Origin of the sequence: Subtercola boreus, assembly GCF_003399635.1 — a bacterium.
GTDB lineage: Bacteria > Actinomycetota > Actinomycetes > Actinomycetales > Microbacteriaceae > Subtercola > Subtercola boreus_B.
In genome coordinates this window covers 79,758-95,548 of the sequence record NZ_NBXB01000029.1, presented here as the reverse complement: position 1 = coordinate 95,548, position 15,791 = coordinate 79,758, and the positions used below count along the sequence as shown (strand labels likewise).

Here is a 15,791-nt window from a genome sequence, read left to right as displayed (position 1 = left end):
CCACCACAGCCAACCATCTGCATTTCGAGCCTCGCTCGGCTGGCCACCCCACCGATCCAGCCACGCGCATCCAGAACCCATCCATCCGACGGCAAGCCCGCAGGGCGCGGCAGCAGCGGTACGGAGCGGCCTACGAGCGAGCCGCGAGAAGCTCCGTCATGTAGCCGATCTCGCTGGTCTGCGCCTTGATGATCGAGTTGGCGAGAGCGAGTACGTCTGGGTTCGTCGACCGCTCGACGAGCGCCTGCGCCATCTCGACGCCGCCCTTGTGGTGCGCGATCATCAGGGTGAGGAAGAGCTTCTCGGCATCCACTCCTGTGAGGGTACGGAGGCGCGCCAGATCCGCAGCCGACGCCATCCCGGGCATCAGCGTGCCGGGCGCGAAGGCGTCTCCGGCGCCGGGGGTCGACTCCGCGGCGCTCATGTTCATGCCGTGGTCGGAGGCGCTCTGGTCGAGGGTCGGGAGAGTCATCCACGTCATCTGCGGCGACGGCGAGACCTGGGGCAGACCCCAGAGGTTCAACCAGGCGAACATCTGCCCGGCCTGCTGGCTCTGGGAGGTGGCGATGTCGTAGGCGAGTTGGCGCACGTCCGGGTTGGTGGTCTGCTCGCGCACCGTCATCGCCATGTCGACGGCCTGCTGGTGGTGCACCTGCATGTCGCGAGCAAAACCCGCCTCTGCGCTCAGGATCGAGGGAAACGTGACGGTCGGGGTGGTGACCCGCCCGACGACGAGTCCGATGGCGACGAGAAGCACGGCTCCGACCGCGATGGCGAGCCGTATCCGCACGGTGCGGCCCGAGCGGGAACCGAACCCGCCCGAACCGCCAGGGGTGCCGGCCTCTGGCGGCCCGGGCTCGTCGAGCAGGTCGTCGGGGCCGACGACATCCGTGGATGCGCTCACGACACCAGGCCGGGAGCCGTCACACCACCGGTGCAGGCTGCGCCCGGCTCAGGAGCGTTCGGAGACTGCCAGTACGTCTTCAGGAAGTCGGCCAGGCGGGTGTCGTCAGCCCCGGTCAGCTGGATCTGGGCGCCCCACGCGGAGGCGACCACGGGGGAGGGCAGCCCGACGTACGGCGAGAGCACGATGTAGGTGGTCGGCAGTGCGGCTCGAAGCGCCGTCAGCTGGTCGCCGCTGACCCGGGAGGCGTCGTAGGTCACCCAGACGGCCCCGTGCTCGAGGTCGTGTACGGCGTTCTCGTTGGGTACGGGCTGGTCGTACACGCCGCAGTTCAGCCAGGCGGCCGCGTGGTTGCCTCCGACGGGCGGCACCTGCGGATAGGTGACCGTGCCGGTGACGTGGTTCTGCGTCAACCCGGTGAAGGTCTGAACGCCCTCGGCCTTCGTCGCGACCGGTGCGGGTGCAGAACCCGATCCGGTGACCACGAAGACGACGACCAGAACGATGATCAGCGCCGCGGCTCCGATGCCTCCGCCGATTCCGAGGCGGCGATTGCGCGTCTGCCTCGCCTGCGCGCGTTTCATCGCCGCGACTTTCTCCGCCCGGCGCGCATCGCGCTCCTGCTTGACGGTGAGCGCGCTGTTCTCGTTACCGGATGCCACGGGGGGAGCCTCTTCTTCTCAGGGGTGTTCTCGCAGGTGTGCCTGGACAGACTAGCGATGCCAACCGGGAGGAATCTGTTAAAGCGACAACTAACTGGCACTCTTCTTGGTGCGAGCGGGAGTCTTCGTCTCGGCCCCGCGCGCACCCCGGCTCTTCTCGACGCTCTGGCGGAGCGCCTCCATGAGGTCGAGCACCTCGCCGCCCGAGCCATCCGCATCGCCATCGCCGTCGTCCGCCGATTCGCCGAACGTCTCCTCGGTGTCGACGGAGTCGCCCTTCGCCAGTTTGGCGTCGATCAGTTCCCGCAACTGCAGCTGGTAGTCGTCGCTGAACTTGCCGGGTTCGAAGTCGGTCGAATACGACTCGACGAGCTTGGCCGACATGTCGAGTTCCTTGCGGGACACGGTGGGATGATCATCCAGACTCGGGAACTTCGCCTCGCGCACCTCATCGTCCCAGAGCAGGGTCTGCAGCAGCAGCACGTCGCCTGCCACGCGAAGGGCCGCGAGTCGCGTCTTCTGGCGGAGGGCGAAGTGCACGATCGCGACACGCTCGGTCTCCTCGAGGGTGCGGCGCAGGAGGGCGTAGGCCTTCGACGACTTCGAGTCGGGTTCGAGGTAGTAGCTCTTGTCGAAACGGATCGGGTCGATCTGCTCGCTGGGCACGAACTCGACGACATCGATCTCGCGGCTCTTCTCCGCCGGCAGCGAGGCGATGTCGTCGGAGGTGATGATCACCGTGCGTTCGCCGTCGTCGTAAGCCTTGTCGATGTGGGCGTACTCGACGACCGCGCCGTCGATCTCGCAGACCCGCTGGTACCGGATGCGTCCACCGTCGGCGTCGTGCACCTGGTGCAGGGAGATGTCGTGGTCTTCTGTCGCGCTGTAGACCTTCACGGGCACGTTCACCAGCCCGAACGTGATGGCACCCTTCCAAATGGACCTCATGCCCTCCAGTGTGGCGCGGCGACCCGTCAAGAGCTAGTGCCTTGACGCGCGGGCGGGCAGGATGGGGCCATGAGCGCCGCACAGCGAAGGCCAGGCTCCCGGGCATCCACCTCCTCGGCTGATGTGATCGTCGACGTCGACGGTCATCGGCTGAGACTCACCCACCTCGAAAAGGTGCTCTACCCGGAGACCGGTACGACGAAGGCGGACGTGCTGCAGTACTACTCCGAGATCGCCGAGTACCTGCTGCCGCACACGCGCGACCGGGCGGCCACCCGCAAACGCTGGGTCAACGGTGTGGGCACTGACGAGCATCCGGGTCAGATGTTCTTCCAGAAGAATCTGGATGACTCGACGCCGTCGTGGGTGCGCCGGCACTCGATCGAGCATTCCGACCACGCCAACGAGTATCCCCTGGTCAACGACCGTGCCACTCTCACCTGGCTGGCGCAGATCGCGGCGCTCGAGCTGCATGTGCCGCAGTGGCGGTTCGGGCCGCGGGGGGCGAGACGGAACCCCGATCGCCTGGTGCTCGATCTCGACCCGGGCGACGGTGTGGGCCTGGCGGAGTGCGTCGAGGTCGCGAAGCTGGCGCGGGTGCTCCTTCAGGGGATGGGGCTCGAGCCGATGCCGGTGACGAGCGGGAGCAAGGGCATCCACCTCTATGCCGCGCTGGATGGCACCCAGAGCAGTGAGCAGGTCTCCGCCGTGGCGCACGAGCTCGCCCGCGTTCTCGAAGCCGATCACCCCGATCTGGTTGTCAGTGACATGAAGAAGTCGTTGCGGGTCGGGAAGGTGCTCGTGGACTGGAGCCAGAACAACGGATCCAAGACCACGGTGGCGCCGTATTCGCTCCGCGGGCGATCGCACCCGACCGTTGCGGCGCCCCGCACGTGGCGGGAACTCGCGTCGCCCACGCTGGCGCAGCTCGACTGCACGGAGGTGCTCGCGCGGGTGAAGCGGCGCGGAGATCCGCTCGCGGTGCTGCTGGACGGTGGAGTGCATCTGGAGCCGGAGTCGGACGCGCTGCACACTTACCGCAGCATGCGCGACAGCGCGAAGACCCCCGAGCCGGTTCCGGATGCGCGGCCAGCGCCCGGCGCCGGTAACACGTTCGTCATCCAGAAGCACGACGCGTCGCGGCTGCACTACGACTTCCGGCTCGAGCATGACGGCGTGCTGGTGTCGTGGGCGATCCCCAAGGGGCCGCCGACCGACATGAAGGTGAACCACCTCGCGGTGCAGACCGAGGATCACCCGCTGGAGTACGCCACCTTCGCCGGCACGATCCCGAAGGGCGAGTACGGCGGTGGCACGGTCGAGATCTGGGATGAGGGCACCTACGACCTCGAGAAGTGGCGAGACGGCAAGGAGGTCATCGCGACGCTCCACGGCACGAAGAAGGGCGGGCTCGGGGGCGACCGCAAGTTCGCACTCATCCATACGGGTGCGCGGGGCGCTGCGGGGCCCGGTGCGGCCGGAGGCGGCGAGGAGAAGGGCGCCAGGAACTGGCTGATCCACCGCATGGAGCTGACGTACACGAAGGCCCAGGAGGAGAAGCACCGGGGGCTGCCGCCCCAGCCCGACGACGAGGCGCCGGCCATGAATGCGGCTCAGGCGGCGGCGCGATCGACGGGGCGTGCCCTGCCCGAGAAGCCGATCACGCCCATGCTCGCCACGCTCGGCTCGGAGAAGGACCTCGGAAAGGCCGGCGACTGGGCCTTCGAGATGAAGTGGGACGGCATCCGGGCTGTCGCCTACGTCGAGGGTGCAGATGCCGCGGGCGAAGCCGGCGTGCGGCTGCTCACGCGGAACGGCAACGATGTGACGAGCCAGTATCCCGACCTGCTCGACTCGATCCGGGCATCCGTCGGCTCGCACTCGGCTGTCATCGACGGCGAGATCGTGGCACTCGATGCGAAAGGGCGGCCCGACTTCGGCCGGCTGCAGCAGCGGATGAACCTGCAGGGCACGGCCGAGGTGGCCCGGGCCGCGCGGGGCGTCGCCGTGCACTACTTCGTCTTCGACCTGGTGAACCTCGACGGCCGATCCCTTCTCCACGAGGCGTACGACGAACGGCGGGCCCTTCTCGTGCAAGCGGTGGTTCCGGATGCCCGTTCCCGTGTTCAGGTGCCGCAGGCCTTCGACGGTGACTTCGATGGCGCGTTCGCGAGCAGTGAGCAGCTCGGACTCGAAGGTGTCATGGCGAAGAAGCACGGGAGCACGTACACGGCAGGATCCCGTTCGCGGTCCTGGATCAAGATCAAGCACCATCTTGCCGAGGAGGTCGTCGTGGGCGGCTGGCGTCCGGGAAGGGGGCGCCGCTCCGAAACCATCGGATCGCTGTTGCTCGGCATCCCCGACGACGGGCAGCTCCGCTACGTGGGTCGCGTCGGCACGGGCTTCAGCGAGAAGGATCTGGAGCGCCTGGTGCAGCAGATCGCGCCGCTCGCGCGATCGTCGAGCCCGTTCGCCGAGGTTCCCCGCGAGGTGGCGGCGGACGCGCACTGGATCGAGCCCACCCTTGTGGGCGAGGTCGAGTTCGCCGAGTGGACGGGCTCCGGGCATCTCCGCCAGCCGAGTTGGCGCGGCTGGCGAACAGACAAGTCCCCGTCTGATCTAAGATGGACCCATGAATGAGATCGGTAAAGGCCCTGTTGAGACCCGGCAGACGTCAGGTGGAGTGACCACCGTCGTCGCCCTGGTGTTGTCCCTCGGGCTGTTCATCGGCGGGATGTTCCTGTTCGGTGTCGCCTTCGAGTTCCCCGACTTCGGGGCGTTGATCTTCTCGTCGGGTCTCGTCGCCGTCTGCCTCGGTGTGTTCATCCCGCTGCAGGTGCTGCGTCACGTCGACGGTGCGTAGTTTGGACTGATCGTTCGAAGAAGCCCCGGACCCGTGTGGTCCGGGGCTTCTTCGTGTTAGCAGTGGTTCTTCGTGTTCGGAGGTCCTCTGGCCTGAACCGCTACTTGTAGTCGTGGATGAAGGCCGCCATCCCGTTCTCGGCATCGCCCGGTGTCGCCACGTCGCTCAGCCGCAGAACGGTGAGGCCATAGAAACGCCGGACCGGGTCGCGGTCGAACGCCTGGCGGATGTGGGACCAACCCGCGTGCGAGGCGTCGCCGTCACTGTAGAGGCCGCCGTTCAGGGCGTTCTCGCCCTTCAGGAGCACGCCGGCGTTCCAGGCGGCGTCGGCGATCCAGCCCACCTGGTCTGCGGCGGCAGAGTAGGCGCGATACGGGCCGTCGTCGACGAGGTTCGGCTTCTCGAGCTCGGTGTAGTGCAGCACGATCCGGTGCGTCACCGGCAGGGTTCCGTCGCCGTGCACGTTGACGTCGCCGATCATCGAGAGGATCGAATTGTAGCCGTGACCGGTGGCCGCACTGTTCATGTCGGTGTCGGTCGAGATGAGGCCCGCGGTGACCTCGGGCACCCGCTGGATGCTCGAAGCCGCCATCGTCTGCCAGTGCACTCCGGGGATCTTCTCGCTCAGGTCGAGGTTCTTGAACGCGCCGTCGAACGCCTGGATCGCGGCGTTCAGCACTTTCCGCCCGTGGCCGACCAGGCTCTGGGTGTTCCAGCTGGTGAAGTCCTTGCCGTACTGCAGGTTCTTGAACGCGCCGGAGGTGAAGAAGTTCTCGTGGTCGTTCGGTGCCGAGATGGTGTCGAGGGTGAGTCCGGGGATGCTCCAGGCCGTGGCCGCACCGGCGACGGATCCGTACTTCGCCAGCACCCACTCCGTGAACGAGGCTCTGGCTGCAGGGCTGTAGGTCTGCAGCACCCCACGGTTCGGGTAGTTCGCGGGCGAACCGGCGACACTCGCGTCGTGGGCGTTGTAGGACGGTTCGCGCAGCTCACCGGAAGCGCCGGCGCTCAGGGCGATCTCGCTGATCGAGCCGCGAAGGTCAGAGCCTGCGCCCGGCCCTGTGCCGCTGAAGTGGTCTTCGAACGCGTTCATGAAGTTCTTCATCTGCTGGTAGGTGCGCCCGGCGGCGGCTCCCCAGGGCGACACCGTCTCGCGGGAGATGTTGCCGTACTCGCTCTGGTAGTAGTTGTCGGCCGGCCGGGTGCCGACGACGCCGCCCACGGCCAGGGGCGCCCAGACGAACGACGGGATCGTGATCGGTACCTTGCAGTCGCCGTCGTCACCGACGTTGCCCCCGCACTGGTGGAACGACATCACCGGCACGATGCTGAGCCCGGAGGCCTTGATCGCCCCGAACGTCTTGTCGTAGTAGGCCCAGTTGTAGCTGGTGGGGCTCGTCGCCGCCTTGCCCCACCAGACGTCGACGGAGATTCCCGTTCCCCCGATGCGTTTGAACTCGGTGAGCTGGCGGGTGAAGGCCTGCCACTGGGGGCCGTCACTCGACCAGTCAGCCATCCAGAGCGGAGCCATCGCATTGACGGTGGGGGAATCGCCGGCGTCGGCCAGGGCCGTGCTCGGCAGCGCGACCACACCGGCCGCGAGGGCAGTGGTGAGGCCAGCGACGAGCAGCAGCCGGCGGAGGGGGTTGGAGTGCACGGGGTGGGAGTGGGGGTTGTGTCTGATCTTCATCGATCTCTCTCGGTACGAAAATGGTGAGCTCACGTCCCCTCGGGCGTGAGCTCACCATGGTAGCTGAGAGAGACTCAGTTAAGCGTCCGGTGTCGCGAGACTCTCAGCTTCGCGCTTCGCGACTGCCTCGTCGTATTCTTTCCGCACCTCGGTCATGTCGAGCGCGCGCACCTGGTCGATGAGGCCTTCGAGGGCCGGTTGCGGCAGCGCGCCGGGCTGTCCGAAGATCGGGATGCCGTCGCGGTAGACCACGAGCGTCGGAATGGAGGTGATGCCGTAGCTGGCCGCAAGGGCCTGCTGGTCCTCGGTGTCGACCTTTGCGAAGGTGATGTCGGCATTTTTCTCGCTGGTCGCCTCGAAGACGGGAGCGAACTGCTTGCACGGGCCACACCAGTCCGCCCAGAAGTCGATCAGGACGATGCCGTCTGCGACCGTCTGGTCGTGGTTGTCTTGTGTCAGTGTCTGGGTGCTCATAGTGAGTAGAACGTTCAGCTCTGAACCGTATTCCCCGTCGCTTCGCCAACGAGCGATCTCACGGGCTTCACGAAGGCCTGGCGCATGTGGTCGGTCGAGAGGTATTCGCTGATACCGAACAGCACCAGGCTGAAGAGGATCTGCTCCACGATCATCCAGAGCGGGTAGAGACCGGGGATCGCGGCGATGACCAGCGTGACGATGGGGAAGATCCGGCTGAACAGGCGGAGCCTCGAGTACGCCCAGTAGTAGCCAGCGCGGGCCCGCCAGGCGAAGTAGAAGAGTGTCGTGGTGATACCGAGCACGACCAGCCCGCGGAACCAGACCGGCCACGGCACCTGCTGGCCGTCGAGGGTGAGCACGGAGGCGATGGTCAGGGCGGTGATCCCGAGCAAAAGCTCGACCGCCAGCAACCAGGTGATGACGGTGAAGGAGCGCTCGGTTCGGGGGTGGGTGCGCTGCCCCTCGGGGATGCGGATGCTCGCGTTCCGCCCGGCAGCGAGGCGATCCAGCGACTCCACGATCATGTCGGGAAGTCTACGCGTTGGCCGTCTGCCGGAGCGCACAGCGGCGGTGCCCGCTTAGGCTTGACGCATGAGAGCAGCCGTCTACAACGCCCCGTTCGACATCTCGGTCGAGTCGAGGCCGGATCCGGTCATCCAGAGCCCGCGTGAGGCGATCGTGCGCGTGACCTCGACATGCGTCTGCGGGTCGGACCTCTGGTACTACCGCGGGGAGAGCAAACGGAAGGGCGGCGGCCCGATCGGCCACGAGTTCCTCGGAGTGATCGAGGAGATCGGTGCCGATGTGAGCGCCCTGAAGGTCGGTGACTTCGTGATCGCACCGTTCATGTGGAGCGACGGCACCTGCCCGCACTGCCTGCACGGCGTCACGTCGTCGTGCGTGCACGGCGGGTTCTGGGCCATCGGCACCGACGGCGGCCAGGGTGAGTACGTTCGTGTTCCCGAGGCCGACGGCACGCTGGTCGTCGTGCCCGGTGGGGCTCCGGATGCCGCACTGCTGCCCTCGCTCCTGACCCTGTCAGACGTGATGGGCACGGGCCACCACGCGGCGGTCAGCGCCGGCGTCGTGGCCGGCTCGACCGTGGCTGTCGTCGGCGACGGTGCTGTCGGACTCTGTGGTGTGCTCGCCGCCCGTCGCCTGGGCGCCGGCCGGATCATCGCGCTCAGCCGGAACCCCGAGCGCCAGGCCATCGCTCGGGCGTTCGGCGCGACCGACATCGTCTCCTCGCGCGGCGACGACGCCGTGGCCGAGGTACGCGACCTCACCGACGGGGTCGGCGTCGACGCCACCCTCGAGTGCGTCGGCACGGCGCAGGCCTTCACCACGGCGTTCGCCGTCGCGCGCCCGGGTTCGCGGGTCGGTTTCGTGGGGGTGCCGCACGGCGTCGAGTTCCCGTTGCAGGCGGCATTCGCCAACAATGTCGGGCTGAGCGGTGGGCTCGCCCCCGTGCGCGCCTACCTCCCCGCGCTTCTCGACGACGTGCTGAACGGGTCGATCGACCCGGGGCTGGTATTCGACTACGAGTTCGACTTCGAGAACATCGCCGACGCCTACGCGGCGATGGACGGCCGCCGCGCCATCAAAGCGATCGCGCACCTGTCATGAGTGCGGTGGCAGAAACGGGTGCTGCGCCTGAACATGACGAACCGGAGCAGGGGGCGCCTCTCGGGATCGCCGTGGCGCAGTTCGCGCCGGGCGGCGACAAGGCGGCGAACCTCGGGACGATCCGCGGGCTTGTCGAGGCTGCTGTGGCCCGGGGGGCGTCGCTCGTCGTGCTCCCGGAGTACTCGATGCACTTCGTGTCGCCGCTCGGCAGCCAGACCCTCGGGGCCGCGGAAGCCGTCGACGGGGAGTTCGTCACGGCGCTCGGTGCGCTCGCGGTGGAGTTCGGCATCCACCTCGTCGCCGGCATCATCGAGAAGGCCGACGGGCCGCGGGTGCACAACACGCTGGTCGCGCTGTCGCCGGCGGGCGCGGTCGTCGCGCGGTACCGCAAGCTGCACCTCTACGACGCGTACGGGGCTCGCGAGAGCGAGTGGATGCAGCACGGCACCATCGCGCATCCGCAGACGTTCGGCGTGGCCGGCTTCACGGTGGGGCTGCAGACGTGTTACGACATCCGGTTCCCCGAGGTGACACGGTGGCTGGTCGATGCGGGGGTCGACCTCGTGCTGGTACCCGCGGAGTGGGTTCCGGGGCCGGCGAAGGAGCGGCACTGGACGAGCCTGCTCGAGGTGCGGGCCATCGAGAACACGGTCTTCGTCGCGGCGGCAGATCACACCGCACCCGGTGGGGTGGGCCTCAGCCGGGTGATCGACCCGACCGGTGTGACGGTGGCGGCGCTCGGATCGGAGGCCGGCGTGGCGGTGGCGTTCATCGCGCCGTCGCGGCTCACCGAGGTGCGGCGCGTGAACCCGGCGCTCGACCTCCGCCGTTTCGGCGTCGTGCCGCGCTGACCTGCCGCCCGCCCCGCGCCCCGTGCCCCGCGCCCCTAATGAACCGCGCCCATTTGTCGCATCCGCGGGTGCGCGCGCAGGCGCCAAAGCGACATTGCGTAGCGGATGGCGCGGCGCGGGTCAGCGGCCGAGGCGAGAGAGCTGCTTTGCGGCGAGCTCGAGCACGTCGACGCGCTTGCAGAACGCGAAACGCACCAGCGACGAGTACTCGGCGCCCAGCTCGTCGTGGCAGAAGGCCGAGATCGGCACCGCGACGACCCCCGCGAGCTCGGGCAGCTGCCGGCAGAGCTCGGTGCCGTCACTGAATCCGAGGGGAGCGGCGTCGGCGACGACGAAGTAGCTCGCCTGCGACTCGAAGACCCCGAAGCCGGCCTTCGCGAGGCCCACCGAGAGCACGTCGCGCTTCTGGCGGAGGTCGTCGGCGATCCCGGCGAAGTACTCATCCGGCAGGCCGAGCCCGACCGCGATCGCCGGCTGGAACGGTGCGGCGTTCACATAGGTGAGAAACTGCTTCACGGCCACGATGGCGGTGATCAGCTTGTGGCGTGCCGTGATCCAGCCGACCTTCCAGCCCGTGGTGTTGAACGTCTTGCCCCCGGAGGAGATGGTGATCGTGCGCTGCCAGGCGCCCGGCAGCGTCGCGATCGGGATGTGCTGGCGCCCGAAGGTGAGGTGTTCGTAGACCTCGTCGGTGACGATCAGTGCGTCGTGCTCGTGGGCCAGCTCGACGATCAGTTCGAGCGTCTCCTGGGGGAGTATCGTGCCGGTCGGGTTGTGCGGGTTGTTGATGACGATCAGCTTGGTGCGATCCGTGACGGCGGCGCGCAGGTCGTCGTGGTCGGGCAGGAAGTCGGGCAGCCGGAGCGGCACGGTGCGGTGCTCGCCGCGACTGAGCGCGATCAGCCCGCCGTAGGCGTCGTAGAACGGTTCGAGCGTGACCACCTCGTCGCCGTCGTCGACGAACGCCAGGATGACCGCCGCGAGGGCCTCCGTGGCGCCCGCGGTGACCAACACCTGTCGGTCGGGGTCGACGTCGAGGCCGTAGAACCGGCGTTGGTGGTCGGCGATCGCCTCGCGGAGCACCGGCATCCCCAGGCCGGGTGGGTACTGGTTGAGCCCCTCGCTGATCGCACGGCGTGCTGCATCCAGAACCTCGGCGGGAGCGTCTTCGTCGGGGAACCCCTGTCCCAGGTTGATCGCTCCCGTCGCCGCCGCGAGTGCACTCATCTCGGCGAAGATCGTGGGCCGGACGACTCCGTCGGCCCCCAGGAGGCCGGCTCCCACTGCGGTTCGCTGCCAGGGTCCACTGATCGACATCGTCCCAATCTACCGTCAAGCCCCTCGGCCCCGGAGCGCCGGACACCTCGCCGGAGTGCACAATTGAAACAACAGTCTGCTCGCAGCCCACGCATAGTGAATGCACAGGTGACACGGTAAGGCTGGGAACGCTTGGAAGGAGCACCACTTGACCGACAGCACCGAAAACTCCGCAGACATTCCGGACCGTCGACCGAACGAGCCCGAACACGGCGCCAGCGAGAACCCGACCGAGAACCTCAGCGCTGCCGCTGAGACGCCCGTCGCTGTTGCCCCGGTGGCACCTGTCGCTCCTGCACAGCCGCAGGCACAGACGCAGGCACAGGTCCAGCCGCCCGCCCAGCCCCAGCCGCCCGCGCAGGCCGGCCACGGCTACGCCCAGAATCCCGGTTATGCCCAGCCCGTCGGCTACGCGCAGCCCGGCTACGCCCAGGCCACGCAGCCGACCACCCCTCTTCCGAACTACGGCAACGGCGCCTTCGGACAGCAGCCCGGCCAGCCGGATGTCGCAGGCGCAGATGCCCGTTCCGACGCTCCGAAGCGCCGCGGCGGTGTCGCCCTCGTAGCGGCGCTCGCGATCGGCGCACTGATCGGTGGGGCATCGGGAGCGGGAATCAGCGTCTGGGCCATGTCGGGCAACAACCAGAATGCGACCAGCCAGGCGTCCAGCCCCCAGACGATCACCGTCAACAACCCGAATTCCGCCAACCTCATCACCGCGGTGGCTGCGAAGGCGTCGCCGTCGGTCGTCACCCTCTCGGTCTCCGATGGAACCACCACGTCTGGCACCGGTTCAGGCGTGATCCTGAGCGCGGACGGCTACATCCTGACCAACACGCACGTGGTGACCCTCGACGGTGCCACAGCGAGCCCCACCATCTCGGTGACCGCCGCCGACGGCAAGATCTACGTGGGCAAGGTCATCGGCACCGACCCCGTGGCCGACCTTGCGGTCGTGAAGCTGCAGGATGCCTCGGGCCTCACCCCGATCGAGTTCGGAGACTCGTCGAAGCTCAACGTCGGCGACACGGCGATCGCGATCGGCGCGCCCCTCGGCCTCTCGGGAACGGTGACCAACGGAATCGTGAGCTCGCTGAACCGCAGCATCACGGTTGCGTCGTCGGCCGCTCCCAACACGAGCGGCGAGCAGGCGACGCCCGACCCGAACAGTAGCGGCAGCCCCTACGACTTCTGGAACTTCGATATTCCGGGCCAGGGCCAGTCGCAGACCCCATCGACGGCCACGAGCACGATCTCGCTGGCTGTCATCCAGACCGATGCCGCGATCAACCCCGGCAACTCGGGTGGCGCGCTGCTCGACTCGGAGGGCAAGCTGATCGGTATCAACGTGGCGATCGCCAGTGCCGGTAGCACCAGCTCGTCGAGCGGCCAGTCGGGCAACATCGGAGTGGGCTTCTCGATCCCGGCCAACTTCGCCAAGCGCATCTCCGACGAGATCATCAAGAACGGATCCGCCACGCATGGCCTGCTGGGTGCCTCGATCGGTGCGGCGGCCAACACGACCCAGACGGTCGTCGGGGCCAACGTCGTGGCGGTCACCGATGGCGGCGCTGCTGCTGCTGCGGGGCTCGAGAAGGGCGACATCATCACCGCCTTCAACGGCATCGCCATCACCGACGCGACCGACCTCACCGCCCAGGTGCGGGTGCTGCCCGCCGGAGGCACCGCCACGGTGACGTACCTGCGCGGCACCACGTCGAAGACGGTAGACGTCACGCTCGGCCAGCTCGCCAACTAGCTGTACCCGGCGCCCGGCGTCTGGCGCCCCGCGCACGACCCGCTTCACGCCCAGGCCGGGCATCCGGAAACGCACCTGATAGGCTCAACGCTTGCTGCGACTGAAAGCGGAGGGCCTATCGGTGTGTCCGGCGGCCTCCACTGCGGCGGCGTCTCCCCGAAACACCGAGCGGACCGAATGAACGACTCCCTTCCTGCTTCCCCCTCCTCGTCTGTGCTCCCGCCCGTGACGGCGATCCTCGTCGCTCGGAACGATCGCACGACGATCGAGGCAGCCCTCCAGAGCATCGCAGCCCAGAGCTACCCGATGGGGCTCGACATCATTGTCTCCGTCGGCCCCAACACCGACGGCACCAGCCAGTTCGTCGAATACGCCGCCAGCCTCAACCCCCGGCTGAGTGTGATCACCACCAAATCGGCTTCGGTCGTCATCGGTCTGAACGAGGCCATCGCCGCGGCCCGGAGTTCGCTGATCATCCGCGTGGATCCCCGCGCCGAACTACCGGTCGACTACACGCGCCGCGCTGTGGAGGCCATGGTCCGAACGGATGCCGCGGCCCTCGTCGGGCGAACGACGCCGGTCGGCGCGAACGCGTTCGAGCGTGCCGTCGCGCGGGCCTTCACGCACCGGTACGGGCTGTCGGCCGATCCGCTGAAGCGTGCGAACGGGGCGGGCCCGACGAACATCCCCGAAGACCACGTGATCCGTCGCCGGATGTTCATCGAGGCCGGACTCTTCGATGAGGAGATCCGCCACGGGCAGACCTGGGAGATGAACGCCCGGCTCCGCGAGTCGGGGCGCCAGATCGCCTTCGTGCCCGAACTCGACGTGACCTATCGGCCGCCGTCCCGTGTGGTGGATCTGACACGTGGCTCGTTCGCTGAGGGGCTGTGGCGCGGAGAGTTCGCCCGGGCCTTCCCCGAGCAGAAGGAGTTGCGCTTCCTGCTGCCACCCGCCGTGGTGCTCGGAACGATCCTCGGCTTCGTTCTCGGTGCCAGCGGGCTGTTCGGGTTGGTGGCGGGCGCGCTCGGCGTCGCGGCCGTGATCTCCTGGATCCTGCTCGCCCTCCTCCTCGTTCCCGTCGTCTACGTGGTGGGTCTCGTCGTTCTGGGAATCGCCGTGGCCTCCCGCGACGATGTCAGAACCGGCGCGTGGTTCGCCCTCGCGCTTCCCCTCTTGCACTACAGCTGGGGTTTCGGTTTCCTGGCCGGCTTCTTCAATCTCGAGGGCGCCGCAGACACGGTCATCGTGAACCTCGACCAGGCCTAGCGGCGGCCAGGCTCCTTCGATTCGGCCACTCCTGTCAGAAGCTCACCCGCCAGAGGTATTCCTCACCGGTGGGCCTGAACCAGCGCACGACCAGCACACTCCGCCGGGCCAGGTCTTCGCCGCGGATCGTCACCTCGAGCGACGCACCGACGTCGAGCGACCGTGGGGTGCCGGCGTTCATCACACCGGAGCCGAGCAGGCAGAACGTCAGCCCCTCGAGCGGTTCGTGGCCCAGGTTGACGATGCGGTAGACAGGAGCCGCAGATCTGTCGACCCGGAGTGGCACCGCATAGGCTGCCTCGGCCCAGGGGTTGGACGTGGCGACGGCGGTTCGGCTGGCGAGCATGCTGGAATGATACGTCGACCCTCCGACACTCCGTTTTCGATCAGCGCGTCCCCGGGTCGGCCTGTGCAGATCGCGTTCGGATCGAGGTCTGTGGGGGAGAGGAGGCGGGCTTTCCGGGGTCAGGCAGGGTCCGGCGGGGTCGTGTTCGTGTAGGGCGGCGGGGCCGTTTGGGTTTTGGGGGTTTTGGGGGTTTTGGGCGTCTTCTGGGTCTTCGGCGCCTTGGGCATCTTCAGAGCCTTCGGGGCTTTCTCGCGCAGCACGATCCTCGGCTCGAGGCCCGCCGGGAACACGGCCGGCGCAGGGCCGAAGGCGGAACGGGAGCTCTTCACGACCCGGCGACCGAGCACATGGTTGCCGGCCCCACCGACTACGGCACCGACACCGAACGGCAGCAGGCGTCCGACAGCGGTGGATCCCGTCCACGCCAGGAAATGTTTGAGGAAGGTCTTCTTGACCTGGTCGGCGACCGGACCCACCGCCGCCTGGGGGAGGCTCTTCGTCACCATGGTGCCCCAGAACTCCGAACGGGGCGCGCCTGCTCCACCGGCCTGCCGCGCGAGCTGCTGCACCAGGTCGGCGCCCCCGCCGCCCATCAGGAGGCTCATGACGAGCGCGCGTGCGCGATCCGGATCCTCCATGGAGATTCCGTGCACCTCGGTGACCGACTGGGAGAACAACGCCGTGGCCTCGAGAAAACCGAGGGTCTCGACGCCGGTCAGAGCCAGTGACGCCGCGGTTCCGACGGCCGGGATCGCGGCGGACGCACCGACGGCCGCTCCGCCCGTGGTCACTGCTGCGAGGTAGTGCCGCTCGAGTGCGGAGATGAGCTGGGCGGGCGTGAATCCGGGGTGTCGCTTTCTCATGTTCCTGATGTGGGCAAGCACGACAGGACGATGGATGCTCAGCACCCGGTCGATGCCCTTGAGCACATTCGGGTTCACCGACGGCGGGAGGGTCTTCTCGCTTGATGCCATGGTGTGGTGCCTTCCCAATCACGGTGAGCCGCAATTCTAAGGCGCACTCTGCGACGCTTCGAGGCCCAGCGTGCGCGGGAGACTCTGTGATATACATGCTGGGTC

Annotated in this window: 15 protein-coding genes; 6 read left to right on the top strand and 9 right to left on the bottom strand. The window is 67.9% G+C overall.

The window, feature by feature from the left end; genetic code table 11:
- Positions 1-130: 130 nt before the first annotated feature.
- The 3 genes from B7R22_RS10390 to B7R22_RS10380 all read right to left on the bottom strand — a co-directional run bounded on the left by B7R22_RS10390 (position 131) and on the right by B7R22_RS10380 (position 2,514).
- Positions 131-904, bottom strand: a complete 774-nt coding sequence (locus tag B7R22_RS10390) for a DUF305 domain-containing protein (RefSeq protein WP_253259004.1) — start codon at positions 902-904, stop codon at positions 131-133.
- Positions 901-1,566, bottom strand: coding sequence for a DUF3105 domain-containing protein (locus B7R22_RS10385; RefSeq protein WP_253259003.1), 666 nt, complete (start codon positions 1,564-1,566; stop codon positions 901-903). The genes B7R22_RS10390 and B7R22_RS10385 overlap by 4 nt, the downstream gene beginning before the upstream one ends.
- Before the next feature lie 90 nt (positions 1,567-1,656).
- Positions 1,657-2,514 (bottom strand): Ku protein, encoded by an 858-nt coding sequence (locus tag B7R22_RS10380; RefSeq protein ID WP_116411674.1) that lies wholly within the window; start codon positions 2,512-2,514, stop codon positions 1,657-1,659.
- 69 nt (positions 2,515-2,583) lie between these two features.
- Between B7R22_RS10380 and B7R22_RS10375 the strand changes: the two genes are divergently transcribed.
- Together B7R22_RS10375 and B7R22_RS10370 are read left to right on the top strand one after the other, a co-directional pair.
- Positions 2,584-5,154 carry an ATP-dependent DNA ligase gene (locus tag B7R22_RS10375; RefSeq protein WP_116411673.1) on the top strand — a complete coding sequence of 857 codons (2,571 nt, stop codon included), beginning with the start codon at positions 2,584-2,586 and terminating at the stop codon, positions 5,152-5,154.
- The gene (locus tag B7R22_RS10370) at positions 5,147-5,377 is read left to right on the top strand and encodes a hypothetical protein (RefSeq protein WP_147305353.1); all 231 of its coding nucleotides are present in this window, start codon (positions 5,147-5,149) and stop codon (positions 5,375-5,377) included. Before B7R22_RS10375 ends, B7R22_RS10370 begins: the two co-directional genes overlap by 8 nt.
- A 100-nt stretch (positions 5,378-5,477) precedes the next feature.
- Here B7R22_RS10370 and B7R22_RS10365 read toward each other — a convergent pair whose 3' ends face one another.
- The 3 genes from B7R22_RS10365 to B7R22_RS10355 form a co-directional block, all read right to left on the bottom strand.
- Complete coding sequence (locus B7R22_RS10365; RefSeq protein ID WP_116411671.1) at positions 5,478-7,067, bottom strand: family 14 glycosylhydrolase; 1,590 nt, start codon at positions 7,065-7,067, stop codon at positions 5,478-5,480.
- Positions 7,068-7,145: 78 nt separating this feature from the next.
- Positions 7,146-7,541: a thioredoxin gene (gene trxA, locus B7R22_RS10360; protein WP_116411670.1), complete on the bottom strand. Its 396-nt coding sequence runs from the start codon at positions 7,539-7,541 to the stop codon at positions 7,146-7,148.
- 14 nt (positions 7,542-7,555) lie between these two features.
- A complete protein-coding gene (locus B7R22_RS10355) occupies positions 7,556-8,068 on the bottom strand; it encodes a hypothetical protein (protein ID WP_116411669.1) in 513 nt (170 codons plus the stop codon).
- Positions 8,069-8,135: 67 nt separating this feature from the next.
- Between B7R22_RS10355 and B7R22_RS10350 the strand changes: the two genes are divergently transcribed.
- Positions 8,136-9,170: a zinc-dependent alcohol dehydrogenase family protein gene (locus B7R22_RS10350; protein WP_116411668.1), complete on the top strand. Its 1,035-nt coding sequence runs from the start codon at positions 8,136-8,138 to the stop codon at positions 9,168-9,170.
- Positions 9,167-10,021, top strand: coding sequence for a carbon-nitrogen hydrolase family protein (locus B7R22_RS10345; protein WP_116411667.1), 855 nt, complete (start codon positions 9,167-9,169; stop codon positions 10,019-10,021). The genes B7R22_RS10350 and B7R22_RS10345 overlap by 4 nt, the downstream gene beginning before the upstream one ends.
- Positions 10,022-10,141: 120 nt before the next feature.
- On the opposite strand, the gene B7R22_RS10340 is transcribed toward B7R22_RS10345, so the two are convergent.
- Entirely contained in the window at positions 10,142-11,338 is a 1,197-nt protein-coding gene (locus B7R22_RS10340) for an aminotransferase class I/II-fold pyridoxal phosphate-dependent enzyme (protein ID WP_116411666.1), read from the bottom strand.
- A gap of 148 nt (positions 11,339-11,486) precedes the next feature.
- Here B7R22_RS10340 and B7R22_RS10335 point away from each other — a divergent pair, with 148 nt between their 5' ends.
- Both B7R22_RS10335 and B7R22_RS10330 read left to right on the top strand, forming a co-directional pair.
- Positions 11,487-13,097 (top strand): S1C family serine protease, encoded by a 1,611-nt coding sequence (locus tag B7R22_RS10335; protein WP_253259002.1) that lies wholly within the window; start codon positions 11,487-11,489, stop codon positions 13,095-13,097.
- Positions 13,098-13,274: 177 nt separating this feature from the next.
- Positions 13,275-14,366: a glycosyltransferase gene (locus tag B7R22_RS10330; protein ID WP_116411665.1), complete on the top strand. Its 1,092-nt coding sequence runs from the start codon at positions 13,275-13,277 to the stop codon at positions 14,364-14,366.
- Between the two features lie 34 nt (positions 14,367-14,400).
- On the opposite strand, the gene B7R22_RS10325 is transcribed toward B7R22_RS10330, so the two are convergent.
- Together B7R22_RS10325 and B7R22_RS10320 are read right to left on the bottom strand one after the other, a co-directional pair.
- Positions 14,401-14,712 (bottom strand): hypothetical protein, encoded by a 312-nt coding sequence (locus B7R22_RS10325; protein ID WP_116411664.1) that lies wholly within the window; start codon positions 14,710-14,712, stop codon positions 14,401-14,403.
- A 119-nt stretch (positions 14,713-14,831) separates the two neighbouring features.
- Complete coding sequence (locus B7R22_RS10320; RefSeq protein WP_216363435.1) at positions 14,832-15,686, bottom strand: hypothetical protein; 855 nt, start codon at positions 15,684-15,686, stop codon at positions 14,832-14,834.
- Positions 15,687-15,791: the final 105 nt, after the last annotated feature.

Bases quoted from the DNA above. Each gene is read 5' to 3' on its own strand.
- B7R22_RS10350 (WP_116411668.1), top strand. From the start codon at position 8,136: ATGAGAGCAGCCGTCTACAACGCCCCGTTCGACATCTCGGTCGAGTCG.
- B7R22_RS10375 (WP_116411673.1), top strand. From the start codon at position 2,584: ATGAGCGCCGCACAGCGAAGGCCAGGCTCCCGGGCATCCACCTCCTCG.
- B7R22_RS10330 (WP_116411665.1), top strand. From the start codon at position 13,275: ATGAACGACTCCCTTCCTGCTTCCCCCTCCTCGTCTGTGCTCCCGCCC.
- B7R22_RS10365 (WP_116411671.1), bottom strand. From the start codon at position 7,067: ATGAAGATCAGACACAACCCCCACTCCCACCCCGTGCACTCCAACCCC.
- B7R22_RS10355 (WP_116411669.1), bottom strand. From the start codon at position 8,068: ATGATCGTGGAGTCGCTGGATCGCCTCGCTGCCGGGCGGAACGCGAGC.
- B7R22_RS10345 (WP_116411667.1), top strand. From the start codon at position 9,167: ATGAGTGCGGTGGCAGAAACGGGTGCTGCGCCTGAACATGACGAACCG.
- B7R22_RS10380 (WP_116411674.1), bottom strand. From the start codon at position 2,514: ATGAGGTCCATTTGGAAGGGTGCCATCACGTTCGGGCTGGTGAACGTG.
- B7R22_RS10370 (WP_147305353.1), top strand. From the start codon at position 5,147: ATGAATGAGATCGGTAAAGGCCCTGTTGAGACCCGGCAGACGTCAGGT.
- B7R22_RS10340 (WP_116411666.1), bottom strand. From the start codon at position 11,338: ATGTCGATCAGTGGACCCTGGCAGCGAACCGCAGTGGGAGCCGGCCTC.
- trxA (WP_116411670.1), bottom strand. From the start codon at position 7,541: ATGAGCACCCAGACACTGACACAAGACAACCACGACCAGACGGTCGCA.
- B7R22_RS10325 (WP_116411664.1), bottom strand. From the start codon at position 14,712: ATGCTCGCCAGCCGAACCGCCGTCGCCACGTCCAACCCCTGGGCCGAG.
- B7R22_RS10320 (WP_216363435.1), bottom strand. From the start codon at position 15,686: ATGGCATCAAGCGAGAAGACCCTCCCGCCGTCGGTGAACCCGAATGTG.